24 protein-coding genes are annotated in these 23,904 nt (G+C 47.7%); 23 read left to right on the top strand and 1 reads right to left on the bottom strand.

Translation table 11 applies throughout. The annotated features are described in order from the left end of the window. The first annotated feature begins 5 nt into the window (after nucleotides 1-5). Together prmA and OKS35_RS05775 are read left to right on the top strand one after the other, a co-directional pair. Complete coding sequence (gene prmA, locus OKS35_RS05780; protein WP_078147163.1) at nucleotides 6-944, top strand: 50S ribosomal protein L11 methyltransferase; 939 nt, start codon at nucleotides 6-8, stop codon at nucleotides 942-944. Nucleotides 945-947: 3 nt separating this feature from the next. Further along, entirely contained in the window at nucleotides 948-1,697 is a 750-nt protein-coding gene (locus tag OKS35_RS05775; RefSeq protein ID WP_214781514.1) for a 16S rRNA (uracil(1498)-N(3))-methyltransferase, read from the top strand. Nucleotides 1,698-1,744: 47 nt separating this feature from the next. On the opposite strand, the gene OKS35_RS05770 is transcribed toward OKS35_RS05775, so the two are convergent. Next, the gene (locus tag OKS35_RS05770) at nucleotides 1,745-5,401 is read right to left on the bottom strand and encodes a S8 family serine peptidase (RefSeq protein WP_264092643.1); all 3,657 of its coding nucleotides are present in this window, start codon (nucleotides 5,399-5,401) and stop codon (nucleotides 1,745-1,747) included. Nucleotides 5,402-5,709: 308 nt separating this feature from the next. Between OKS35_RS05770 and OKS35_RS05765 the strand changes: the two genes are divergently transcribed. From OKS35_RS05765 to OKS35_RS05665, 21 genes are all read left to right on the top strand, one after another. After that, nucleotides 5,710-6,333: a class I SAM-dependent methyltransferase gene (locus tag OKS35_RS05765; protein WP_264092642.1), complete on the top strand. Its 624-nt coding sequence runs from the start codon at nucleotides 5,710-5,712 to the stop codon at nucleotides 6,331-6,333. 16 nt (nucleotides 6,334-6,349) lie between these two features. After that, nucleotides 6,350-6,817: an S-ribosylhomocysteine lyase gene (locus tag OKS35_RS05760; protein ID WP_012726660.1), complete on the top strand. Its 468-nt coding sequence runs from the start codon at nucleotides 6,350-6,352 to the stop codon at nucleotides 6,815-6,817. Nucleotide 6,818: 1 nt separating this feature from the next. After that, the gene (locus tag OKS35_RS05755; RefSeq protein ID WP_078147159.1) at nucleotides 6,819-7,757 is read left to right on the top strand and encodes a PLP-dependent cysteine synthase family protein; all 939 of its coding nucleotides are present in this window, start codon (nucleotides 6,819-6,821) and stop codon (nucleotides 7,755-7,757) included. Next, on the top strand, nucleotides 7,723-8,880 hold the full coding sequence (locus OKS35_RS05750; protein WP_074036592.1) for a bifunctional cystathionine gamma-lyase/homocysteine desulfhydrase: 1,158 nt from the start codon (nucleotides 7,723-7,725) through the stop codon (nucleotides 8,878-8,880). The genes OKS35_RS05755 and OKS35_RS05750 overlap by 35 nt, the downstream gene beginning before the upstream one ends. Nucleotides 8,881-8,987: 107 nt before the next feature. After that, nucleotides 8,988-9,866 carry an EamA family transporter RarD gene (rarD, locus tag OKS35_RS05745; RefSeq protein ID WP_074036593.1) on the top strand — a complete coding sequence of 293 codons (879 nt, stop codon included), beginning with the start codon at nucleotides 8,988-8,990 and terminating at the stop codon, nucleotides 9,864-9,866. Between the two features lie 79 nt (nucleotides 9,867-9,945). After that, a complete protein-coding gene (deoC, locus tag OKS35_RS05740) occupies nucleotides 9,946-10,611 on the top strand; it encodes a deoxyribose-phosphate aldolase (RefSeq protein ID WP_012726656.1) in 666 nt (221 codons plus the stop codon). Between the two features lie 74 nt (nucleotides 10,612-10,685). After that, complete coding sequence (rpsU, locus tag OKS35_RS05735; protein ID WP_029334745.1) at nucleotides 10,686-10,880, top strand: 30S ribosomal protein S21; 195 nt, start codon at nucleotides 10,686-10,688, stop codon at nucleotides 10,878-10,880. Between the two features lie 33 nt (nucleotides 10,881-10,913). Next, nucleotides 10,914-11,363: a GatB/YqeY domain-containing protein gene (locus tag OKS35_RS05730; protein WP_214781507.1), complete on the top strand. Its 450-nt coding sequence runs from the start codon at nucleotides 10,914-10,916 to the stop codon at nucleotides 11,361-11,363. A gap of 134 nt (nucleotides 11,364-11,497) precedes the next feature. Beyond that, nucleotides 11,498-12,010, top strand: coding sequence for an NfeD family protein (locus tag OKS35_RS05725; protein ID WP_031423231.1), 513 nt, complete (start codon nucleotides 11,498-11,500; stop codon nucleotides 12,008-12,010). Next, entirely contained in the window at nucleotides 12,007-12,993 is a 987-nt protein-coding gene (floA, locus tag OKS35_RS05720; RefSeq protein ID WP_012726653.1) for a flotillin-like protein FloA, read from the top strand. The genes OKS35_RS05725 and floA overlap by 4 nt, the downstream gene beginning before the upstream one ends. Nucleotides 12,994-12,998: 5 nt before the next feature. Next, nucleotides 12,999-13,418, top strand: a complete 420-nt coding sequence (locus tag OKS35_RS05715) for a hypothetical protein (protein ID WP_264092641.1) — start codon at nucleotides 12,999-13,001, stop codon at nucleotides 13,416-13,418. A 120-nt stretch (nucleotides 13,419-13,538) separates the two neighbouring features. After that, nucleotides 13,539-14,510: a PhoH family protein gene (locus OKS35_RS05710; protein WP_074036604.1), complete on the top strand. Its 972-nt coding sequence runs from the start codon at nucleotides 13,539-13,541 to the stop codon at nucleotides 14,508-14,510. Between the two features lie 43 nt (nucleotides 14,511-14,553). Further along, nucleotides 14,554-16,641 (top strand): HD family phosphohydrolase, encoded by a 2,088-nt coding sequence (locus OKS35_RS05705; RefSeq protein WP_012726650.1) that lies wholly within the window; start codon nucleotides 14,554-14,556, stop codon nucleotides 16,639-16,641. Continuing rightward, nucleotides 16,619-17,095 (top strand): rRNA maturation RNase YbeY, encoded by a 477-nt coding sequence (gene ybeY / locus OKS35_RS05700; RefSeq protein ID WP_074036606.1) that lies wholly within the window; start codon nucleotides 16,619-16,621, stop codon nucleotides 17,093-17,095. Before OKS35_RS05705 ends, ybeY begins: the two co-directional genes overlap by 23 nt. Then, on the top strand, nucleotides 17,092-17,439 hold the full coding sequence (locus OKS35_RS05695; RefSeq protein WP_074036607.1) for a diacylglycerol kinase family protein: 348 nt from the start codon (nucleotides 17,092-17,094) through the stop codon (nucleotides 17,437-17,439). The genes ybeY and OKS35_RS05695 overlap by 4 nt, the downstream gene beginning before the upstream one ends. A 30-nt stretch (nucleotides 17,440-17,469) precedes the next feature. Then, a complete protein-coding gene (gene era, locus OKS35_RS05690) occupies nucleotides 17,470-18,378 on the top strand; it encodes a GTPase Era (RefSeq protein WP_012726647.1) in 909 nt (302 codons plus the stop codon). A 3-nt stretch (nucleotides 18,379-18,381) separates the two neighbouring features. Then, complete coding sequence (gene recO / locus OKS35_RS05685) at nucleotides 18,382-19,131, top strand: DNA repair protein RecO (RefSeq protein WP_074036609.1); 750 nt, start codon at nucleotides 18,382-18,384, stop codon at nucleotides 19,129-19,131. A 294-nt stretch (nucleotides 19,132-19,425) separates the two neighbouring features. Further along, nucleotides 19,426-20,319 carry a glycine--tRNA ligase subunit alpha gene (gene glyQ / locus OKS35_RS05680; protein WP_196431848.1) on the top strand — a complete coding sequence of 298 codons (894 nt, stop codon included), beginning with the start codon at nucleotides 19,426-19,428 and terminating at the stop codon, nucleotides 20,317-20,319. Further along, a complete protein-coding gene (gene glyS, locus OKS35_RS05675) occupies nucleotides 20,312-22,366 on the top strand; it encodes a glycine--tRNA ligase subunit beta (RefSeq protein ID WP_214781500.1) in 2,055 nt (684 codons plus the stop codon). Before glyQ ends, glyS begins: the two co-directional genes overlap by 8 nt. A gap of 21 nt (nucleotides 22,367-22,387) precedes the next feature. Then, the gene (locus OKS35_RS05670; RefSeq protein ID WP_012726643.1) at nucleotides 22,388-23,017 is read left to right on the top strand and encodes a helix-turn-helix transcriptional regulator; all 630 of its coding nucleotides are present in this window, start codon (nucleotides 22,388-22,390) and stop codon (nucleotides 23,015-23,017) included. Then, a complete protein-coding gene (locus OKS35_RS05665) occupies nucleotides 23,004-23,846 on the top strand; it encodes a pyruvate, water dikinase regulatory protein (protein ID WP_196430874.1) in 843 nt (280 codons plus the stop codon). The genes OKS35_RS05670 and OKS35_RS05665 overlap by 14 nt, the downstream gene beginning before the upstream one ends. Nucleotides 23,847-23,904: the final 58 nt, after the last annotated feature.

The following is a 23,904-nucleotide window of genomic DNA, read 5'->3' as shown; positions in this document are numbered from 1 at the left end:
GAACGATGAAATGGTCTGAAATTTGTGTCCACACGACACAACTTGCGGTAGAAGCAGTATCCAATTTACTACACGAAGTGGGGGCACAAGGTGTCGTCATCGAGGACGTGGAAGATTTCGACAGAATGATGGCGGAGGACCATTTCGGAGAAATTTGGGACGTTTCGGATCGTGAAACGTATCCAACTTCTGGCGTACACGTCAAAGCGTATGTCCCGGCCTCAGGTGATTTTCAAGATTTACTTTCGAATCTTAAAAAAGAAATCGAACGACTTCGCACGATGCTCGACATCGGATCTGGAGACGTCACGGTCGCTGAAATCGATGAAGAGGACTGGGCACACTCTTGGAAGCAGTATTATAAGCCGGTAAAGATTTCGCAACAACTAACCATCGTTCCTTTATGGGAAGAGTACACCCCGCAGCCGGAAGAGAATGTGATTTTGCTTGACCCGGGTATGGCGTTTGGCACAGGAACGCATCCGACGACAATGCTCTGCATTCAAGCGATTGAGAACTACATCCAGGAAGGTGACCGTGTCATTGATGTCGGTACAGGATCGGGTGTATTGTCGATTGCAGCAGCAAAACTTGGTGCAACGAAGGTAAAGGCACTAGACTTAGACTCGGTCGCAGTCGAAGCTGCTCGTCAAAACGTTGAGACGAACGGAGTGGGCGAACTCGTTCAAGTGGACACAGGTGATCTTCTGAAAGGTGTGGAAGGCGAGTACGATTTAGTCGTAGCGAACATTCTTGCTGACGTCATTCTCCTTTTCATCGAAGACGCCTATGCACGTACGAAGTCAGGTGGGCGCTTCATCACCTCTGGAATTATCGGAGAGAAGCGGGCTGAAGTGACGAATGCTTTGGTCGCTGCTGGATTTGAGATTGAAGAGACGCGCGTGATGGAAGACTGGGTCGCGATTATCGCCAAGAAGGGGTAAGTTATGCAACGTTATTTTTTGACAAAAGAAGCCTTTAAAGGCGAAGCGGTGATCCTTCCTTCAGACGTGGTCCACCACATCGGTACAGTCTTACGACAAGGTCCTGGATATGAGATGGTCCTGTTGGATGGTACAGGTGTTGAGTATGCCTGTGTCGTGACATCGCTTGAGAAGAAGAGCGGGGAAGCGAAAGTCACGTCATCGCGACAGGCGACGACTGAGTTGCCAATCGAGGTGACTTTGGCGTATGCACTCCCGAAAGGGGACAAAGTCGAGCTCGTCGCCCAAAAAGCGACGGAGCTTGGCGTTCACCATCTGTTGTTGTTCGAATCAGCGCGCTCTGTCGCCAAATGGGATGGGAAAAAAGCTCCGAAAAAAGTGGAGCGGATTCAAAAGATTATGCAAGAAGCGGCTGAACAATCCTATCGTGCCGTAGTACCGACGTGTTCCTACATCTCTCCGAAAGAGCTTCATCAGAAAATGGAGGGCTATGATGCCGTCATCATCGCGTATGAAGAGTCGGCAAAAGAAGGGGAACAGTCTGCTTTCGCACAACTGTTGACTCAACTGAAACCGAAACAACGCTTTCTCGTCATCACGGGACCTGAAGGTGGATTCGATATGAATGAAATCAATCAATGGACTCAGGCTGGAGCGACTGCATGTGCATTTGGACCACGCATTCTTCGGTCTGAAACGGCGCCGCTTTATGCATTATCTGCGATTTCTTTCGCGCTTGAACTCAACAAATGACATGAAAAACGGATGACCTGATTGAGGTCATCCGTTTTTTGTATCGCTTATTTTTTGTTAATTGTAATTACTTTTTTCGTGACGTTCCCGGCAAGGTCGGTCACTTCGAACGTGAAGGTATTCTTTCCTTTCGCTGTCACTGGAAGTGTGATTGTTCCCGTGCGTGAGAATGCACGCATCGCGTATGGTTCTTTCAACGTATAGTTCCATTTCAAGTCCCCGTTGACCCGAAGCTTGATTTCGTCGAAGTTATCCTTTACTTGAACTTTCACGTTTACAGACTTCTGTTTAGCCGATACGTTCTTCGGTACGTTTGTCACCGACAATGTTGCTTTCGTTGAGTCGACAAAGATTGGGCGGACGAAGTTCGTCACGTTCCCAGCAGTGTCTTCTGCGACAAAGCGGACTTTGTGGAAACCATCCTTATATGTGCGTGTCGTATTGAACGTATATTGTTTCGCTGACACGTCATATTTGAGTGGTACGTCGACCCCGTCTACCGTGAACGATGCGATTTCAGAGGCATCCTTGATTTGACCGATCAATGGAACGATGGATGTACCGTAAGGAGACAAGGCGAGTGGTGCATCGACAAAGATACCAGGTTTGGCCGCATCATTTTCTGTTGAAACATTTCGAGTGATCACGTTCCCGGCATTGTCTGACACACGAACTGAAAGCTGATCTGTAGTCTCGAGCGGCTGTTCAAGTGTGAAGTTCGCTGAAGCTTTCGCTTCTTTTGCCACGACTTTCCCGTTGATGAGGAATTCGATACCGTTGATTCCAGCAAAGTCATCCGACGCTTTGACGCTTGCTACGTTGTCGTCCCAACGAAGCGTGAAGCGTGGGTCTGTGTAATCTACTTTGACAGGGATGCGCATCGTTTGAGCTTGTTTCTTCATGTAATCGATGCTTGCTTCGATTTCATAGTAATATGTGCCTTTTGGCGCCATCTTCCCATTCAATTTTCCGTCCCAAGCGTTATCCGCTGCGTAATAGTAATAATCACCACTTCCACCATCGAAGTAGTTCTTTCTCAATTCGTCTTCCATCTTGAGGGTGCGAAGGACGTTCCCTTTCTCATCTACGACGCGATATTTGATGTCTTTCGCATTGCGTAATAGCGAGAAGACTGGAGTAGCCGTATCTTTCGACCCGTCTCCATCCGGTGAAATGGCAACCGCTTCGCTAGCCACAGATTCATCTAGTTTTTCACCTAAGTAGTTTCCTTCTGCATCCACCAATCCAGAGACGCCATAGAATGCGCCTTCTCCATAGATTGTCTCGTCAAAGATCGGCGCTTTGCCCCAATCCCCTTCAAATCCGACGATTGGAACGACGAGAGATGGATGACCATCTGTACCGCGCGGATCAGTCAAACGAAGGAATCCGTCGACGAAATAGCCGTTCTCAAAGACAGATTTAGCGGATACAGTGCCTTCCAATGTTTCAGGATTCAACACTTTTGCTTTCGAGACATCGATTGAAACGTTAATTTCCTTCTTCTGTTTTGCTTTCAACGTGACTTTACTTGTGTTTGATCCGTTAATTTTAATGATCGCTTGTTGAAGTGCTTGCGCTTCCATCGCATTTTGAACGATTCCGTCTTTGTTTTTGACAGCGAGATCCGTTTGCAACGATGCGGCTACATCATAAGTTAACGATTCAGTCGACGTGTTCTCGACGACGATCGTGAACGATGCTTTGCTCTTCGACAACTCTTTTAAAGCGACTTTTGCTTCTTTTGTCGACTTCTCATATGCGACAGCAGGAGAGGTGACGGCTGCATGCAATTGCATGAGACCTGCTCCGGCCCGACGTGGTGAGTATGGGAGTGATTGTTTCAATTCTTGGTTATACGGTCCGATATCTGTGACAGGCTTCGACGTGTTGAGTAACAAGTTTTTCGCCATCGTGACACGTGCTTTTCCACTCAATTTGAAGTCACGGTCCACACGCTCAAGGACGAGGGCCGCCCCTCCGGCAACGTGTGGTGCTGCCATCGATGTTCCGCTCATCAACCCATATTGGTTATCGTTGAACGTAGAGAAAATTTGGCCACCTGGAGCAGAAAGCTCTGGCTTGAAGTCAAGGTTCGGTGTGACGCCCCACGATGTGAAATCAGACATCGCACCGGCTGAACGGTTATTGACACTGATGCGGTCACCGGCAAACGTCACTTGAAGCGGACCGTCTGCTAACTTGTCTTTCAGTTCATTCCCGTCCTGGATGCTGAGTGAAGCCATCGGAATTTGAGGTTGATCGAGAGCCATCGAGACATAATCGCCGTGCCCGACCGCACCACGTACGATGACACCTGCTGCGCCTTGCGCTTCAGCTGTTTTTTGGATCTGCGAGTAGAAGTAACCGCCGTCGCGAACAGCAAGGACGAGTTTTCCTTTTACGTCCTTTCCTTCATAATTCTCCGGTTGTCCGTCTCCGACATATACGATGTCGTATGTTCCTTCTTTGAAGGCAGGGCCGTCTTGTTTCTTCCATCCAATCTTCTCATCACCGACTCGGAATGCATCCAATTGAATTTGATCGTTCTCAAGAGAGGCGACCGATGTAGACGCTTGACTGACACTCGGTGCCCCAACGACGCCCGTATCTGGGTTTGAAGCAGTCGGCAAGTCAAATCCGTGACCGAAGTATGCGGAGTTCCCAGCAGAAATCGACATAAAGATGCCGTTGTCGACAGCACGTTGAACGGCTTGTTGCTCTGGAGAATCGGCATCGACGAAACCGGCTGTTGATCCGAGGCTCATGTTGATGACGTCAGCACCGAGTTTAATGGCATCATCAATTGCTTTGATGTAGATATCTCCATATGTAGACGCATAGTTCGGGTCGTTACTGAATACTTTCAATCCCAAAATTTGTGCTTCCGGTGCGACACCTTTGATCCCACCGTTTTCTAAGTCACCGTTTGCGGCAACTGTACCGGAAACGTGCTGTCCGTGCATGGAAGCGCCAGGTGAATCATCTTTGATGTCATTGTTCTCATCGTAGTAGTTATATGCGTATGGAACTTTCTCGTTGACGTATTCGCCTGGGAGACCGAACGATGTGATGGCTTGATTGACTTCAGATTGAGTCAACTCTGCCGTTTTGGCGTCTGTGATCTTATAATCCCGGTGCTCAGGGTCGATTCCAGAATCGATGACGGCGACGACAGTACCTTCTCCGGCAAACCCGTAATCTCCCCACGTTTGTTCGGCTTGAACCATGCCATTACTCGTGATCATATCCGGTTTGACTTCTGGGCGCTCATACTCGTTGACAATGTGAACGGTCGCCACTTCAGGTAATGCTTCGACTTTGGCGATTTCACTTGTAGACAAGAATGTAGAGAAGCCATTAAAGACGGTCGTGAATTCTTCAATCGGTGTAGCCGTTACGCCTTGTTTCTTCAAGGCGGACTTGGCACGTTTTTGTTCTGATTGAACAGATTGTTGTGCCTTATTTTGCTCTGATTTCGACAATTCATTAAATTTCTTTCCTTTTTGAGCGGCTTCGGCAATGGCAGGATCCCCGACGAGCTCAACGACGACCCGAACTTTTTTCTGTTTCTTCTCTAGAACCAGTTTCGGTTTAACGGAAGCTTCAGCTGAAACAGAGGTTGTTCCAGCTTGAATCAGTGCAGGTGACAAGGCGATACATGTGGCGAGTGAAGCGTTTAAATAGATTTTTTTTCGTGACAACGTATAGACCCCCTAAAATTTGTTAGTACCTGTAAAATTTAAAGCATAAACTCACATTGAGAACTATCATATCGCTAATCAGATGAAAAAGAGTGGGTTTATTTGTAAAACAGGTAAGTGTTTTTGCACAAATTTTAATGTTCTGACAATTACTAAAGACCTAACACATAAGACCTATATCCAACTGGATGTGATGTGAGAATCTAGCGAATGACTTGAAATGAATAAAAAAACCTGTTAATGTAACGTTAAAGTTAAATACCAATAAAACATATCAAATTAGTAAGAATTAAGATTGGGGTAGCGATATGAACTTACCATTCATGGATATCTTTAAGGATTGGGCAAAGGATTATGATACGACGGTCGAGGGGCATGATGAGCAATATCACGAAGTGTTCATCGGATATGAGCAAATGCTCGATGAGGTTGCCCTCCACGTCGAAGGAACGGTGCTTGAGTTTGGTGTCGGAACAGGGAACTTGAGTAGCCGGATCTTGAAAGGGCATCCGTTGATTGCGATTGAACCGTCGCCGGAAATGCGAAAAATTGCTATTGAAAAATTGGGGATTGATGTGATCGAAGGCGATTTCCTCCGTTATCCGGATTTATCAAACGTGGATACGGTCGTATCGTCGTATGCTTTTCATCACTTGACAGATTCTGAAAAGGCCACAGCCATCGGTCAATATGTCGAAGACTGGGAACATCCAAAGTTCGTGTTGCTAGATACGATGTTTGAGTCACCAGCAGCTCGTCAGGACATCATCGATTGGGCGACTGCGAAAGGGTACTCAGACCTCGTCGAAGACTTAAATCGTGAATACTATCCTTATACGTCAACGATTCGTTCCATGTTAGAAGCGAACGGATACAATGTGACGATGACGCAGAAAAACAAGTTTGTCTGGCTCGTAATAGCCACTAAATAACGAGGAGGAATTACTCATGAAAACATATAATGTTGAAAGTTTTAACTTGGATCATACGAAAGTACAGGCGCCTTTTGTCCGTTTAGCTGGTGTGAAAGAGGGAACAGCAGACACGATTTATAAATACGATATTCGTTTCATTCAACCGAACGAAGGACTCATGCCGATGCGCGCGGTTCATTCACTTGAGCATTTGATTGCCGAGAACAGTCGCAATCATTCTGAAGACATCGTCGATATCTCGCCGATGGGTTGCCAGACAGGCTTCTATTGGACGATGCTCAATGATGGGAACTACGAACGAATGCTTGACCTCGTGGAAGCGACGCTGCGTGATGCGATGAACGCTGAGGAACTACCGGCGCAAAACCCTGTTCAATGTGGGAATGCGAATCATCATGATTTCGAAGGTGCCAAAAAATTAGCGGCAGACATGCTCGCAAAACGAGATGAATGGCATATCGTCTTCAAGGACGAGGCATAAGATGATTGTCCGTGACGTCTATGAACTCATCGGAGACACACCGCTCATTGAACTTCAAACGCTTCCTGTACCAGCGAATGTAAAAGTGTACGGGAAGCTCGAGATGATGAATCCAGGTGGGAGTGTTAAAGACCGACTCGGGATGAATTTGATTGAACGGGCGATCGAGCGTGGCGATGTGGCACCCGGTGGAACGGTGATCGAACCGACAGCAGGCAATACGGGGATCGGGCTTGCGCTCGCTTGCCAACGATTCGGGATTCGCCTCATGACGGTCACTCCTGAAAAATTCAGTCAAGAGAAGCAGGCATTGATGCGACTGCTCGGAGCAACAGTCGTCAACACGCCGACGGAACTCGGCATGAAGGGCGCAATCGCACATGCCATTGAGTTGGCTAAAGAACATGACGCCTATGTCCCAGAACAGTTCTCGAACCCGGATAACCCGGATGCTTACGTCGACATCCTTTCCCATGAGTTGTTGAAAGATGTGCCACAAATTGACGTATTTGTAGCGGGAGCGGGGTCAGGTGGAACATTCACCGGTGTCGCCAAATCATTAAAGCCACTTGGAACGAAAACTGTCGTCGTGGAGCCGGTCGGTTCCATTTTGAATGGCGGTGAACCAGGACCACATAAAACAGAAGGAATCGGCGTCGAAAAATGGCCACCCTTTTTGGAGAGGGCTTACGTCGATGCGATTCATACCATTACAGATGAGGAAGCCTTCTACTACGTGGCACATTTAGCGAAACAGGAAGGTTTGCTCATCGGTAGTTCTTCAGGGGCTGCCATTGCAGCATGTGTAAAAGAAGCGAATCAATTAACGGAAGGCACGATTGTCACCATCTTGCCTGATAGTGCAGAACGATATTTAAGTCAAGGAATTGTCAAGGAGGCAGAACATGCGTACAAAGACAGCACTCATTCACGGCGGTAAAACGACGGACCCGTTGACAGGGGCCGTCACGCCACCGATTTATCAAACGAGCACGTATAAGCAAGACGGGATTGGTAACTTGCGGGAAGGGTACGAATACTCACGTTCAGCAAACCCGACACGGACGGCATTAGAGACATTGATTGCCGACATCGAAGGCGGTGTGCAAGGATTTGCATTCGGATCTGGGATGGCAGCCATCTCGACGGTGCTTATGTTATTGAAATCTGGAGACCACGTCATCGTCGGGTCTGATGTATATGGAGGAACGTACCGTGTATTCAATCGAGTATTTCAGTCACGAGGCTTGGAAGCAACTTTTGTCGATACATCCGATGAAGCAGCGGTTCGGGATGCGCTTCAAGCGAACACGAAAATGATTTATGTCGAGACCCCGACAAATCCTCTCTTGAACGTGACGGACATTCGGGCGATGCGTACGATTGCCGATGAAGCAGATGTGTTACTCGTCGTGGACAATACGTTTATGACCCCTTACTTCCAAAATCCGATTGATCTTGGTGCAGACTACGTCCTTCACAGTGCCACAAAGTACTTAGGCGGACATAGTGACGTCGTAGCGGGACTTGTTGTCGCGCGAACGGAAGAGCAGGGCGAAGCTTTGGCGTTTCTTCAAAACTCTGTTGGCGCAGTCCTTGGACCACAAGATAGCTTCCTTGTTGTACGGGGAATCAAGACGTTGGCTGTTCGGATGGAAGAGATTGAATCGAATGCACGAGCATTGGTTGAATTCCTTCAGTCGAACGAGTCTGTATCACGCGTGCTCCATCCAAGTGTATCCAGTGAGGAAGCGAAGCGGATTCATTTATCGCAGGCACGTGGATTCGGTGGGATGATCGCATTTGATGTCGGTTCAGCGGAAGCGGCAGAAATGATGGTAGCGAAGACGAAATACTTCACGCTCGCAGAAAGTTTAGGAGCGGTTGAGAGTTTGATTAGTGTTCCGGCACGCATGACACATGCCTCGATTCCAGCCGAACGCAGAGCGGAACTTGGCATCACCGATGGGCTCGTCCGTATTTCGGTCGGACTTGAGGACATTGATGACTTGATCGAAGACTTGGCACAAGCATTAACAGCAATTGAACAAGTGAAACAATAAACGGTCAGGGCGCGATTTCGCGCCTTTTTTTCATGAAACAAAAGTCTTGTATCGGGAGTCTTTCATCGACTAAACTGTCTTTAACTTGTAAGAGAGCGGGTGAACGTGTGAATAAGGGAGTATGGACGACAATCGGGGCGTACGTCATGTGGGGCGTCCTTCCGATTTATTGGAAATTTTTGCAAGAAGTACCGAGCGGTCAAATTTTAGCACATCGAATCGTTTGGTCATTTTTATTTATTCTGCTCGTTCTGAGATGGACAAATCAGTGGAAAGAGTTCGGTTACGCACTTCGACATCCGGCTACACGAAACGCATTCATGTTGAACGGATTCATCGTCAGTGCCAACTGGTTTGTATACATATGGGCTGTCAATCACGGATATATCATTGAAGCTTCTCTCGGGTACTACATCAATCCTCTCGTCAGTATGGTGTTAGGGGTGCTCGTCTTTCGGGAATCATTAAATCGAGTCCAATGGATGGCCGTTGGGATTGCATCAATTGGCGTCCTCGTTTTGACGTTAGGATACGGCACGTTCCCATGGATTTCATTCGTCTTGGCGAGTACGTTCGGATTCTATGGAATGGTGAAGAAACGACGTCCTCTTGCTTCTACGGTCAGCCTAGGAATTGAAACGCTGGCGGTGGTCCCGGTGGCATTGCTCTTCCTAGGAAATCAAGTTGTCACCGACAATATTGCGTATAACATGTCGCCTGTCATTTGGATCGCCCTTCTTGGAACGGGCGTGGTCACGGCGTTACCTCTTCTCCTGTTTGGGTACGGGGCACAACATATCCCGTTCACGCTTGTCGGGTTTCTTCAATTTATCGCACCGACACTTAGCTTGATTATCGGGGTCGTCATGTACCATGAACCGTTCACGGCATACCATGTCTTTGCCTTCACCTGCATTTGGCTCGCTATTTTCTTCTTTAGTTGGAACAGTTGGGTCGTCGCTCGTAAACGTCGTCAGTTGATTTAGATTTGAAAGCTGTTACATCTCATCAAAACATGGTAATATGTTAGATGTCAGACTTATTTGTCAGAGGAGGAAATGAATCATGGAATTAGCCCGTTATATCGACCACACAGCTTTAAAGGCTGAAACAACAAAAGATCAAATTACAACACTTTGTGCAGAAGCGCTCGAATACAAATTCGCAAGCGTTTGTGTCAACCCGACATGGGTCAAATATGCAGCAGAACAACTCAAGTCAGATGATGATGTCAAAGTATGTACAGTCATCGGTTTCCCACTTGGTGCAAACACACCTGAGGTAAAAGCATTTGAAACAAAAGATGCGATTGCCAATGGAGCAGATGAAGTAGACATGGTCATCAACATCGCAGCACTCAAAGATGCTGACTACGATCTCGTAGAACGTGACATCCGTGCGGTTGTCGAAGCGGCAAACGGTACACTCGTCAAAGTCATCTTCGAAACATGCATGCTTACAAAAGAAGAAATCAAAAAAGCTGCCGAACTTTCAGTGAAAGCTGGAGCAGACTTCGTCAAAACATCGACTGGTTTCTCGACTGGTGGCGCGACAGTTGAAGACATTCGCCTCATGCGTGAGACGGTCGGACCTGACATCGGCGTAAAAGCTTCAGGTGGCGTCCGTGACTTCGAAGGTGCGAAAGCGATGATCGATGCTGGTGCGACACGTATCGGTGCTTCAGCAGGTATCGCGATTGTCACTGGTGGACGTTCAGACAGCGACTATTAATAAGTGGTTGACCACACGACTTAATTTCACTATAATATGATATGACGTGTGAAACACGTTTCCTTAGTCGTGTAATTCGGAGGGAGGGAAAACTAGTGGAAACTCGTGTCCGTAAAAACGAATCGCTTGAAGACGCTCTTCGTCGTTTCAAACGCGGTGTTTCGAAAGATGGCACACTTGCCGAAGTTCGTAAACGTCGTCACTACGAAAAGCCAAGCGTAAAACGTAAATTGAAATCAGAAGCTGCGCGTAAGCGTAAGAAATTCTGATTCCAGTTTCATTTGTAGAGAGGGTGTTGGCTCATGAGTCTTCAAGAACGCTTGACGGACGACATGAAGCAAGCCATGCGCGCGAAACAAAAGGATCGTCTTACGACAATCCGGATGGTCAAAGCGTCGCTCCAAAATGAGGCTATCAAACTAGGTCGTCAAGATCTTACCGAGGAAGAGGAACTCACGGTGCTCAACCGAGAGATGAAACAGCGCAGAGACTCCCTCCGAGAATTCGAAAGCGCTGGTCGTGAAGACCTTGCTTCCAAAGTAGCAGAAGAGATTGTCGTCCTAGAAGCCTATATGCCTGAACAACTTTCAGAAGATGAAGTGACCGCCATCGTCCAAGCAGCAATTGCTCAAACGAATGCAACCGCTCCATCAGATATGGGTAAGGTGATGGGCGTCGTCATGCCGCAAGTCAAAGGCAAGGCAGACGGTGGTCTTGTGAACCGAATCGTCAAACAACAATTGACGAATTGATGAAAAAAGCAGTTACTTTTCGGGAAACCGAAAGTTTCTGCTTTTTTTTGCGTATTCTGAAACCACATTCAATCTTGTTTCGTATACACTAGAGATAGGAGATAGCTTTGAATTTGGAAGGGGGTAGCAAGACGATGACATTTGGTCTCGGAGTGATTCTGACAGTCTTTTTTGTCGGAGTCGTCCTTCTTGGAATTGAAGTGTTCGTAGCAGGGTTTGGATTGTTCGGTTTGCTTGGGATCGGAGCCGTCGTTGCGAGTTTGATTATGGCTGGTGCGACGATCGGTCAATTATGGCTATCAATTGGTCTAGCGGCAGCGGTACTAACAGGTCTCGGCTTTTGGGCATACCGTCGCTTGAGTACGAATCGTCCGCTCATTTATAAAGGGTTGATTTTGACGGATTCGACATCGACTGAAAAAGGCTACTTGTCCCACGAAGATCGAAAACAGCTTCTTGGGAAAGTGGGAGTCACCTTGACACCACTTCGCCCAGCCGGTACTGCCGAAATCGACGGAGAACGACTTGATGTCGTGACGGAAGGTGGCTATCTCGATCAGCAGACAAAAATTCAGGTTTATAAAGTGGATTCTGGACGGATTGTCGTTCGAAGCTTTGTAGAACCGAAGGAGGATGTAACAGAATGACACCAGAATTACTGACAACGTTACTCATTACAGGTGGAGGATTGATTGCACTTGCCGTATTCTTCACGTTCGTACCAGTCGGACTATGGATCAGTTCGTTTGCAGCGGGCGTCCACGTCTCGATCTTCACATTGATTGGAATGCGCCTTCGTCGCGTTATTCCTTCGAAAATCGTGAACCCGTTGATTAAAGCGGTTAAAGCAGGAATTGAATTAAACACGAACCAACTTGAGAGTCACTTCTTGGCTGGTGGTAACGTAGACCGCGTTGTGAACGCATTGATTGCGGCGCACCGTGCGAATATTGAATTGTCATTCGAACGGGCTGCTGCCATCGATTTGGCAGGACGTAACGTCCTCGAGGCTGTACAGATGTCAGTTAACCCGAAAGTCATTGAAACGCCATTTATTGCGGGTGTCGCGATGGATGGGATTGAAGTGAAGGCGAAAGCACGCATTACCGTACGTGCGAATATCGATCGTCTCGTCGGTGGTGCGGGGGAAGAAACGATTATCGCCCGTGTCGGTGAAGGGGTCGTGTCGACAATCGGTTCACAAAACAACCACAAGCACGTACTAGAGAATCCGGATATGATTTCACGGACTGTCCTCACAAAAGGTTTGGATTCAGGAACAGCGTTTGAGATTCTTTCGATCGATATTGCCGACATCGATATCGGTAAGAACATCGGCGCGGTCTTGCAGACGGACCAAGCAGAAGCAGATAAGAAAATCGCTCAAGCGAAGGCGGAAGAACGTCGCGCGATGGCGATTGCGCGCGAACAAGAAATGAAATCTTCAGTAGAAGAAATGCGTGCGAAAGTTGTCGGTGCCGAAGCGGAAGTCCCACTCGCGATGGCAGAAGCGTTACGAAACGGAAAGCTTGGTGTCATGGATTACGTGAACTACTTGAACGTTCAAGCGGATACAGAAATGCGAAAAGCGATTGGGGCACCTGTCGATTCTGAATCAGATAATGAGTGATTGATATGGATGGACTATGGGTACTCTTGTTAGCCGCCTTCGGAATTGCCTCGGCAGTGATGAAAAGGCTCGAAAAATCATCGTCCTCTGGAGACCGTCCTCAAAGCAGTGAACTGAAACGCTATTTGGATTCGGTAGGGGACGTCATGAAAGAGATTGAAACGGCATTCGATGACTCGGACAAAAAACCGGCACCACAAAAGGTGAGGCGTCGAGTCGCTCGAACGGTAGAAGAACGACCGGCTCCACGTGAACGTCAAGTCGAGATGCCGAAAGTGAGCGCGCAATTCGAACAAGCGGTTAAAATTCCACCGATTCAAAAGGAAAAGAAACCGAGACAACTGAACGTTTCACAAAAGCGAATGCGGGAAGCTGTCATTTGGAGTGAGGTATTACAACCTCCTATCTCGAAACGGAAGAAGTGAACGGAAGGCAGTGACGTAATGTTACTGCCTTTTGCGCGTGGAAATTACGCGGTCTTTCTTTCACGATAGGCGTGATAGTGCTAAAGTAAAAGAGGAATAACCGATTTTAATGAGGGGGCAATGCATCCATTGATTATGACTGATAAAATACCATTCGTCATGGAACATGCGAACGAAGCACAAGCTTTACTCGGACCGAAAGATGAAGTGTTCCAGGCGATTGAAACAGAATTGAAAGTGGCACTCATCCCAAGGGGTGAGGAGTTGATTATTCAAGCCGATACACTTGAGGCTCTTGAATTAACGAAACAAGTGATCATCACCTTGCAGACGTTAGTGAAAAAAGGTGCACGTCTAAATGAAAGTGATGCCATTAGCGTCATCCAGCACATTCAAGTCGGAAAGGGAGATGAACTGCTCGAACATTATGAACGAGTTGTTTTTACGACGAATAAGGGGAAACCGATTCGTGCCAAGACAGTAGGGCAAAGCCGGTATGTTCGTGCGATTGAACGACGTGATCTCGTCTTTGGTATCGGACCAGCCGGAACAGGAAAGACGTACCTAGCTGTCGTACTTGCGGCGCGTGCCTTAAAAGAAGGGCAAGTCAAACGGATCATCTTGACGCGTCCTGCCGTTGAAGCGGGAGAGAACCTTGGATTTTTACCGGGAGATTTAAAAGAGAAAGTGGACCCATATCTCCGCCCATTATACGACGCCCTATTTGATGTGTATGGCGTGGAACAGACGAACCGTTTGTTAGAACGGGGCACGATTGAAGTGGCTCCGCTCGCTTATATGCGTGGACGCACGTTAGAAGATGCGTTCGTCATCTTGGATGAGGCCCAGAATACAACAAAAGAACAGATGAAGATGTTTTTGACGCGACTCGGTTTTGGATCGAAAATGGTGGTCACAGGGGATTTGACCCAAGTCGATTTACCGAAAGGCAAGGCATCGGGGTTACAGGAAGCGTTACGCCTGTTAGAAGGCGTGGATGGTATTCATTTTGAACACTTCAGTGCGTCTGACGTCGTCCGTCATCCGCTCGTTAAGAAAATCATCAACGCCTATAGTACGGACCTCACTTAAATGTACGTGTGAGGTCACCAGATCGTGAAAAGGGGGGGCACGAATGCAGCAAGCTAAAAACTGGACAGTCGCGACCATCTCGTTGATTTTCTTTCTCTTATTAGGCGCCATTCTATACTTTACCGTGCGCCCATCCATCATCAGTGTGGAACCGCTTGGGATTGCCGAACAGGATATTCGGTCTCCGATCACGGTTGAGGACCGTGTTGCGACCGAACGATTGAAACAAGAAGTGACAAATGGTGTCGGCAGTCAATTCTCCTTGAGAAAAGAATTTGCAGACCAACAAATCGCTAAAGTCGAGCAGTTGTTCGCAGCATTCGACCAAACGGATGAGGAGACTGAACTGGCGGATATTAAAAACCGTCTAAATTCTACAGAGGCGAACGGTGTATTAGCTGATGAAGAGTTGAATTCGTTGCTTGAAGCGAGTGAAGATACCCGACAAACGGTAGAAGATGTCACAGTCACTGCGTTACAACAAGTGATGGACGACCGGATTGAAACGAGTAATGAAGCGGTCGCTGCGGCTCGAGACCGAGCAGCAGCGATTATCGATCAATCGCCGCTCTCATTTGAGTTCCGCGCCATTTCGAAAACGTTAAGCGATGAACTCATCGTACCGAACTATGTATTTGACTCTGAGGCGACCCGTCAAAAAGAACAAGAAGCCGTCGATGCTGTCGATCCTGTCATCATTCAAGAAGGACAGTTACTCGTCAGTCAAGGTGAGGTGGTGACTCGAGAGATATATCGGAAATTAGAGCTATCTGGAGCCATCGATCCGAATCGTTCCCTTGCACCATTATTCGGGTCATTCTTGCTCAGCGCATTGTTGACCGGTGGGTTTCTATTCATGCTCATCCGCTCGAAAATCAAAGACCTGTTACTGAGTCCGAAAATCTTAGTGACGGTCTATGGCTTGCTACTTTTACAACTCGGCATCTTTTTTGGTGTCGGATACATCGGTGTCGATTTTACGACATATGCCTATATTTTAGCGCCGACAGCGTTCGTCGTATTGCTTCTACGCATCTTGATCGATGAACGAGTTGCGCTCGCCTCGGCCTTCATTACGATGATTGCCGGGAGTGTCGTTGTCACATTCGGACAGAGCACGAATTTCATGACGCTCGTGTATGTGGCGACGGGTAGTTTTCTAGCTGTCTTTTTAGTTGAACCGAAAATTCAGCGGAAGCGACTATTCTTATCAGGGGTGTTGCTCGGTTTCGTCAACATCATCATGGTCATCGCGTTACTCTTACTTCGGAACGTGCAAGTTTCCTGGGAAATGGCGATGTATCTTTCTGGATTTGCCGTCATTAGCGCCTTGCTCTCCATTGTCTTGACGTTTGGCTTCCTGCCATTTTTGGAACCGTGGTTTGGCGTCTTGTCTTCTGGTCGACTTGTGGAATTGATGAGTCCGACGCATCCGCTGCTGCGGAAACTTTTAATGGAGGCACCTGGTACGTATCATCATAGTATGATGGTGGCGAACTTGGCAGAGTCCGCATGTGAGGCGATTGGCGCAGATGGTCTTCTCGCACGTGTCGCAAGCTATTATCACGATCTTGGGAAGACGGAGCGTCCCCTTCATTTCATTGAAAATCAACAAGGTGGCGGGAATCCTCATGATCGCTTGACGCCTGAAGAATCGGCAGACATTATTATGGCTCATCCTTATGACGGAGCGGATCTGTTGCGACGTTATAAGTTACCGAAAGAAATCATCGATATAGCAGAGCAGCATCACGGAACGTCTTTATTGAAATATTTCTACGTTAAAGCGAAGGAAGATCCTGATAAAGAGGTGTTAGAGTCTCGTTTCCGCTATCCAGGTCCAAAGCCACAATCGCGCGAGGCTGCCGTTGTCATGATCGTCGATTCAATCGAAGCGGCTGTCCGCTCGCAGAAACAACCGACGCCAGAAAAAATCCGAATGCTCGTTCGAACAATCATTCGCGACAAGTTGGCGGATGGGCAGTTCGAAGAATGTGAATTGACGACGAAAGAAATTTGGCGCGTCGGAGAGAGTGCGTGTGAGACGCTGACCGGCTTGTTCCACGAACGAATCGAATACCCAGAATTAAAGAAAGAGGGAGAATTACATGCAAATCATCTCGAACGATGAACATGAATTGTTAACTACATCTCAAATCGAGCTCGTCGAGTCGATTTTACAACATGCCGCCCAATTAGAAGAGGTGGAAGAGCCGAGCGAATTGTCGGTCACGTATTTAACAAATGCGGAAATCCATGAAGTGAACCGAGAATGGCGAGGCAAAGATGCCCCGACCGATGTCATCAGTTTCGCATTTGATGAGATGGGGGATGACGAGATGGATTTCATGCTCGATGAAGATGAGCCACATCTTCTCGGTGACCTCGTCATCTCGGTAGAACGATGCCGAGAACAGGCAGCTGACTATGGTCATTCGTTTGAGCGGGAGCTCGGCTTTTTAGCAATTCATGGATTCCTCCATCTACTTGGGTATGATCATATGACACCTGAGGAAGAAGCGGAGATGACGGCAAGGCAAGAAGAAGTGCTCACTCATTTTGAGTTGAAGCGAGGCAACGTGTGAGACCGTTCCGTGTGGCATGTGAGGGAATCCTCCATGCCGTTCGTTCGGAACGGAACATGCGACTCCATCTCCTGTCAGCTTTTCTCGTATTCGTCTTTTCCATCTGGTTACAGCCGACAAGACTCGAGATTGTCATCTTGTTCGGGTGGGTGATTGCCGTTATTAGCATGGAAATGATGAATACGGCAATCGAACGAACGGTTAATCTCGTGACAGAAGACGTCCATCCACTCGCAAAGCAAGCGAAAGATGTTGCCGCAGGAGCCGTTTTAGTCGCTTCACTTGGTGCTGCCGTAACGGCGCTCATAATATTCGGTCCACGGCTATGGAACATGCTATACTAATAGTTCTGAAATAGAGAAAGCAGGTGCATTATGTATCAAGAAGATTTTAAATCCGGATTCGTCTCGATTATCGGACGACCGAACGTCGGGAAATCGACATTCTTAAACCGTGTGATCGGACAAAAGATTGCCATCATGTCGGATAAACCACAAACGACACGAAATAAGGTGCAAGGTGTGTACACAACCGATGATTCCCAAATCATCTTCATCGATACACCAGGGATTCATAAACCGAAACACCGTCTTGGCGACTTCATGATGAAAGTGGCGACGAACGCATTACGCGAAGTTGATGCGATTCTCTTCATGGTGAACGTGACGGAACCGCGTGGAGCTGGCGACGACTTTATTATTGAGAAACTCAAAGGGCTCGACACACCGATTATTCTCGTCATGAACAAGATCGATTTAATCCATCCAGATGAACTTCCGAAAGTGATTGAACAATATACGAACGAATTGGATTTCGCGGCGTACGTCCCGATTTCGGCGCTACAAGGCAACAACGTCGAACCGCTCTTAGGTGAGATCAAGAAATTGTTGCCTGAAGGACCGATGTATTATCCGGCCGATCAAGTGACGGACCACCCGGAGCGTTTCATTATCTCAGAGATGATTCGTGAGAAAGTGTTGCATAAGACACGCGATGAAGTCCCTCATTCGATTGCTGTAGCCATCGAATCGATCAAGAAACGTGAGAACTCTGAGATGATTGATGTCGAAGCCGTGATCATGGTGGAGCGTGATTCGCAAAAAGGAATCATCATCGGAAAAAAAGGGGCTATGCTTCGTGAAATCGGAACAGACGCGCGCCATGATATCGAAGCGCTTCTCGGGACTAAAGTTTATTTGAACCTATGGGTAAAAGTGCAGAAAGACTGGCGTAACAAGATGGGTCAGCTTCGTGACCTCGGTTTCCGCGACGACGAGTATTGAGCCATGTTACAAAAAGTCACGGGAATCGTCGTTCGTACCGTTAATTATGGGGAATCGAATAAAGTCGTGACATTGTTTACAGAGGAACTTGGCAAAGTCGCGATCATGGCACGGGGCGCAAAGAAACCGGGTAGCCGGTTTCACGCCTCGAGTCAGCCGTTTGTGGAAGGTGTCTATATCTTTCCGTCTAGCCGAGGACTCGCTCAGTTAAAATCATCTGACGTCATGACGTCTTATCCTGAAATCCGAAAAGATGTCGAACGGATGGCATATGCGATGTATTGGTTAGAACTTGTTGATCGATCTGTCGAGGATCGTGTCCAAAATCGTCCATTGTTTCGAATATTACGGGATGCCTTGCAGGCACTGAATGCGGGCATGGACGCAGATGTCATCACGCACTATGTTGAATTACGTATTTTGCATCTATTAGGCGTCGCCCCAGTCTTGACGGGATGTGTGCGCTGTGGAGATGTGACGGATCCCATGTACTTCTCTGTCGCGTCCGGTGGCTTTTTATGTGCGCGACATCCAGAAGAAGGTGTGATCCGGCTGTCCGAAAGATTGGCGAAACTACTTTATTTGATGAGTAAGCACGAATTGTCAGAGTTTCGGAACGTTCCGCTATCGGATGAGTCCAGAGTCCTTTTGCGCCTGCTCTTTGATGCTTATATGGAATCGTATAGTGGACTACGATTAAAGACGAAACGGGTGCTCGATCAAATGATTCGACTTCATCTGAATGAGGATTGACTTTTTATAGTGAATTCGATACGATGATGTACGATTAGACAAATGAAATAGCGTGCGCGATGAAGGAAAAAAGTAACTCTTCCTGTCATGAATGAAGCGAGTCCGGGGCGGTGTGAGCCGGGTATCATGAGAAGAGCGAATGGCGATTCCAGAGCGCCCACATCTTTTAAGAGTGGTCCCATTATTGGGGCAAGTAGGGTGGAACCGCGGGAATCAATCCCGTCCCTATGTGCTAGGCACATAGGGGCGTTTTTTGTCGTTTCAATACTATTGGAGGTGTCATTAATGAAGCACATGACAGTGCAAGAAATCATTCTCACGCTACAAAACTTTTGGGCGTCAAAAGGTTGTTTGACGATGCAGGCGTACGATGTGGAAAAAGGGGCCGGGACGATGAACCCGATGACATTCCTCAGAAGCCTTGGGCCAGAACCGTGGAACGTCTGTTATACCGAACCGTCACGCCGTCCAGCTGACGGTCGTTACGGAGAAAACCCGAACCGTCTTTACCAGCACCATCAGTTTCAGGTGATCATGAAGCCGTCACCAAACAACATTCAAGAGTTGTACTTGGAGAGTCTTGAACTGATTGGCATCAATCCGCTTGAGCATGACATCCGTTTCGTCGAAGATAACTGGGAAAACCCGACGTTCGGAGCAGCAGGTCTCGGTTGGGAAGTTTGGTTGAACGGAATGGAAATCACGCAGTTCACATACTTCCAACAAGTCGGTGGAATCGAGTGTGACCCGATTGCCGTGGAAATCACATACGGACTTGAACGCCTCGCGTCATACATTCAAGAAGTAGAAAGTGTATTCGATCTTGTCTGGACAGACGGATTCAAATACGGTGACATTTTCTATCAACCAGAATTTGAACATTCGAAATATACGTTCGAATTGTCTGACGTCGACATGTTATTTACGTTATTTGATACGTATGAGAAAGAAGCGAAGCGTGCGCTTGAAGAAAACCTTGTCTTCCCTGCATACGATTACATTCTAAAATGTTCGCACACGTTCAACTTGTTGGACGCAAAAGGCGCCATTTCTGTGACGGAACGTACCGGCTTCATCCAGCGTGTCCGGAACATGTCACGTGCGTGTGCCGCTAAATTTATTGAAGAACGGGAACGCCTTGGATTCCCACTTTTGAAACAAGAGAAAGCAGGTGACTTGAATGCGTGACCTTCTGTTAGAGATTGGATTAGAGGAACTGCCGGCTCAATATGTCTTGCGTTCAGAGAAACAGTTGGCGGAACGTGTTGACGCGTTCTTAAAAGAGGCGCGTGTTGATTTTGGCTCAATCGAAGTGTACTCGACACCACGTCGTTTGGCTGTCATCGTTCGCGATGTGGCTGAAACGCAACAGGATTTGGCAGAAACTCTTCGTGGACCTGCCAAAAAGATTGCACAAGATGCGGAAGGTAACTGGTCGAAGGCGGCACAAGGTTTTGCACGTGGCCGCGGATTGACAGTAGAAGATCTCTATTTCGCAGAAGAAAAAGGAGTCGAGTATGTCTTCGCGGAACGCCATGAAAAAGGACAAGAGACGCTCTCGCTATTGAACGGTCTTGAAGATGTGGTCCGTAGCTTGACGTTCCCGAAAAACATGAAATGGGGAACGAGCAGCCTACGGTATATGCGTCCGATTCGTTGGTTGATCGCACTCTTTGGTCAAGACATCATCGACTTCACAATCGAAGGCGTGAAAACGAATAACGTGACGCGTGGGCATCGTTTCCTCAGTAAAGGGGACGTGGTCATCTCATCACCTACCGAATATGTCCAGACATTAGAGTCTGCTTTTGTCATGGCGAACTACGAGATGCGTAAAGCTGAAATCGAACGTCAAATTCAAGAGCTTGCAACGAAACAAGGATGGACGATTCCACTCGACGCCGACTTGCTTGAGGAAGTGACAAACTTAGTCGAATGGCCGACCGCTCTCTTCGGGGAATTTGATGAAGCGTACCTCGACTTGCCTGAGGAAGTATTGATCACAACGATGAAAGAGCATCAACGTTATTTCCCGGTCTATCTCGACGGAACATTGAAAAACTATTTTGTGACCGTACGAAACGGGAATGCCGAGCATCTTGAAAATGTGGCGCGCGGTAACGAGAAAGTCATCCGGGCCCGTCTTGCGGATGCCGTGTTCTTCTATGAGGAAGACAAAAAGACGAAAATCGATGATCAGCTCGGACGTCTCGATCGCATCGTCTTCCATGAAAAATTGGGAACGACTGGTGCGAAAGCGCGTCGTGTGACGAAAATCGCTCAGGAACTTGCACCGTTGTTCGAGGCAGACCTTGAAAAAGTAAGCCGTGCCGGTGCCATTCATAAATTTGATCTCGTGAGCCAGATGGTATACGAGTTCACAGAACTTCAAGGAATCATGGGTGAGAAATATGCACTCCAACAAGGTGAAGACAAGGAAGTGGCAGCGGCAATCCGTGAGCATTACATGCCACGCTTTGCTGGGGACGCTTCTCCAGAGACGGCAACGGGTGCCGTTCTTGCCCTTGCCGACAAATTAGACTCGATTGCAGCATTCTTTGGCATCGGGATGATTCCGAGCGGTTCACAAGACCCGTTCGCGCTTCGTCGCCAGGCCCAAGGTGTCGTTCAGATTCTTGGAGATTGGAAGATTGATCTCTCAATCGACACGTTGCTTTCAAAAGTTGTCGAATTACAACTGGAAGCAGGACTCTATGAAGCCGATAAAGAACAAGTTAAGGCACAACTAGATGAGTTCTTCAAATTGCGCTTGAAATATCGCCTGCAAGAACAGCAGGTTCGTTATGATGTGATTGACGCCGTATTGACGACCTCATTGACGGTTGTGCGACTCGATGCTCGCGCAGACGCGATTCAAGAATTTGTATCGACGGATGCGAAGGCGTTGATTGAGCAATTGTCGCGCGTCGTGAACATTTCGAAAAAAGGTGAAGCGGGAGATGTCGATCCTTCCTTGTTTGAGAACGATCATGAGATTGCATTGCATGATGCGATTGAACAGACCGCTCCTGCAACAGCCGAAGCTGTCGAGATGGGAGATTACAAGAAAGCGCTCGAACTTCTACAACAACTCGAATCACCGATTATGATGTACTTCGAACATACAATGGTTATGAGTGATGATGAGGCGGTCCGCCAAAACCGTCTCCATGAAATGAACCGACTTGCAACGACGATTAAGCGTGTCGCAGATTTCAACGCGCTCGTACTCTAAACAAACTAGAGGGGGTTGGCTATGCAACTGAATGAACGCCAACAAAAAATCGTCGAGATCGTGAAGGAGAACGGGCCGATCACAGGGGAACAAATCGCACAAGAGCTCTCATTGACACGTGCGACCCTGCGGCCTGACCTCGCTATTTTGACGATGACAGGCATACTTGAAGCTAGACCTCGTGTCGGCTACACGTTCGTTGGCAAACGGAATTCGTCGATGCTGCGAGAAAAGTTAGATTCGCTGACCGTAGGGGACTTCATGTCTTCTGCGAAAGTCGTACGGGATGAGATGACGGTATATGATGCGATTGTCACGTTGTTCTTAGAAGATGTCGGCTCATTGTTCGTTGTCGGACGTGACCGGGAGTTAGTCGGAGTTTTATCTCGTAAAGACCTCCTTCGTGCGGCCATCGGAAATCAAGACTTAGACCAGTTACCCGTCAACGTCATCATGACCCGCATGCCGAACATTACAGTATGTGAGAAAACAGAAACGTTGATTCGAGCTGGGATGAAATTGATTGAGAAACAAATCGATGCCATGCCCGTCGTAGAAGAAAAAGATGGGAAATTGATTGTACTCGGCCGTATGACGAAGACCAATATGACGAAGGTGCTCATTGCGTTAGCGAACGATGAGTCGATCTGAGGAGGAAATCGAATTGACTACGAAACAACTCGTGTTCGTTGTAAGTGACTCGGTCGGAGAGACGTGCGAACTCGTCGTCCGCGCAGCGAGTATCCAATTCCACGAGAATGCGATCGAAACTCTTCGCATCCCGTTCGTCGAAGATGAGCAGACGATTATCGATGTCGTCACGCAAGCAAAAGCACAACAGGCCATCATTGCGTTCACGCTCGTTAATGAGGAACATCGCGCCCTTCTCATGCGGCTTGGTGAAGCTCATCAAGTGAAAACGGTTGATTTGCTCGGAGATTTGCTCGATGTATTATCTAGCCAATTGAAAGAAGCGCCACGTGAAAAGCCGGGACTCATCTATCGATTGGATGATGATTACTTCCGAAAAATCGAGGCGATGGAGTTTGCCGTCAAGTATGACGATGGTCGGGACCCACGTGGCCTGAAAAAAGCTGATATCGTGTTGGTCGGTGTTTCTCGAACGTCAAAGACGCCGCTATCTCAATATTTGGCACTGAAACGATACAAAGTCGCGAACGTGCCACTCGTTCCAGAATCGAGACCGCCTGAGGAATTGTTTGATTTGCCTGCTGAACGATGTGTCGGGTTGATCATCTCCCCGGAAAAGCTGATTTCAATCCGGATGGAACGTCTCAAATCGCTAGGTTTGAAGCCGGAAGCAGATTATGCGCAGCTAGAGCGAATCAATCGTGAACTCGAGTATGCGCGTGGTATTTATGAACGAATCGGTTGCGATGTCATCGATGTGACGAACAAAGCAGTTGAAGAAACGGCAGGGATCATCTTGCGTCATCTTGAACAGTCTAAAGATGATTGAATGAGTAAGTGTTTCAATTAGTAATCATTGCTTCAAGAGGGTATAATAGAGTATTGAC

It is taken from the genome of Exiguobacterium sp. N5 (assembly GCF_025842465.1).
Lineage (GTDB): Bacteria > Bacillota > Bacilli > Exiguobacteriales > Exiguobacteriaceae > Exiguobacterium > Exiguobacterium profundum.
Note: the sequence above shows the minus strand (reverse complement) of the source record. Positions and strands in the feature narration are given on the sequence as shown.

What these genes read in the sequence shown, in the direction of transcription:
- prmA (WP_078147163.1), top strand. Translation starts at nt 6, where the DNA reads ATGAAATGGTCTGAAATTTGTGTCCACACGACACAACTTGCGGTAGAA.
- OKS35_RS05775 (WP_214781514.1), top strand. Translation starts at nt 948, where the DNA reads ATGCAACGTTATTTTTTGACAAAAGAAGCCTTTAAAGGCGAAGCGGTG.
- OKS35_RS05765 (WP_264092642.1), top strand. Translation starts at nt 5,710, where the DNA reads ATGAACTTACCATTCATGGATATCTTTAAGGATTGGGCAAAGGATTAT.
- OKS35_RS05760 (WP_012726660.1), top strand. Translation starts at nt 6,350, where the DNA reads ATGAAAACATATAATGTTGAAAGTTTTAACTTGGATCATACGAAAGTA.
- OKS35_RS05755 (WP_078147159.1), top strand. Translation starts at nt 6,819, where the DNA reads ATGATTGTCCGTGACGTCTATGAACTCATCGGAGACACACCGCTCATT.
- OKS35_RS05750 (WP_074036592.1), top strand. Translation starts at nt 7,723, where the DNA reads ATGCGTACAAAGACAGCACTCATTCACGGCGGTAAAACGACGGACCCG.
- deoC (WP_012726656.1), top strand. Translation starts at nt 9,946, where the DNA reads ATGGAATTAGCCCGTTATATCGACCACACAGCTTTAAAGGCTGAAACA.
- OKS35_RS05730 (WP_214781507.1), top strand. Translation starts at nt 10,914, where the DNA reads ATGAGTCTTCAAGAACGCTTGACGGACGACATGAAGCAAGCCATGCGC.
- OKS35_RS05725 (WP_031423231.1), top strand. Translation starts at nt 11,498, where the DNA reads ATGACATTTGGTCTCGGAGTGATTCTGACAGTCTTTTTTGTCGGAGTC.
- floA (WP_012726653.1), top strand. Translation starts at nt 12,007, where the DNA reads ATGACACCAGAATTACTGACAACGTTACTCATTACAGGTGGAGGATTG.
- OKS35_RS05715 (WP_264092641.1), top strand. Translation starts at nt 12,999, where the DNA reads ATGGATGGACTATGGGTACTCTTGTTAGCCGCCTTCGGAATTGCCTCG.
- OKS35_RS05710 (WP_074036604.1), top strand. Translation starts at nt 13,539, where the DNA reads ATGCATCCATTGATTATGACTGATAAAATACCATTCGTCATGGAACAT.
- OKS35_RS05705 (WP_012726650.1), top strand. Translation starts at nt 14,554, where the DNA reads ATGCAGCAAGCTAAAAACTGGACAGTCGCGACCATCTCGTTGATTTTC.
- ybeY (WP_074036606.1), top strand. Translation starts at nt 16,619, where the DNA reads ATGCAAATCATCTCGAACGATGAACATGAATTGTTAACTACATCTCAA.
- era (WP_012726647.1), top strand. Translation starts at nt 17,470, where the DNA reads ATGTATCAAGAAGATTTTAAATCCGGATTCGTCTCGATTATCGGACGA.
- recO (WP_074036609.1), top strand. Translation starts at nt 18,382, where the DNA reads ATGTTACAAAAAGTCACGGGAATCGTCGTTCGTACCGTTAATTATGGG.
- glyQ (WP_196431848.1), top strand. Translation starts at nt 19,426, where the DNA reads ATGACAGTGCAAGAAATCATTCTCACGCTACAAAACTTTTGGGCGTCA.
- glyS (WP_214781500.1), top strand. Translation starts at nt 20,312, where the DNA reads ATGCGTGACCTTCTGTTAGAGATTGGATTAGAGGAACTGCCGGCTCAA.
- OKS35_RS05670 (WP_012726643.1), top strand. Translation starts at nt 22,388, where the DNA reads ATGCAACTGAATGAACGCCAACAAAAAATCGTCGAGATCGTGAAGGAG.
- OKS35_RS05665 (WP_196430874.1), top strand. Translation starts at nt 23,004, where the DNA reads ATGAGTCGATCTGAGGAGGAAATCGAATTGACTACGAAACAACTCGTG.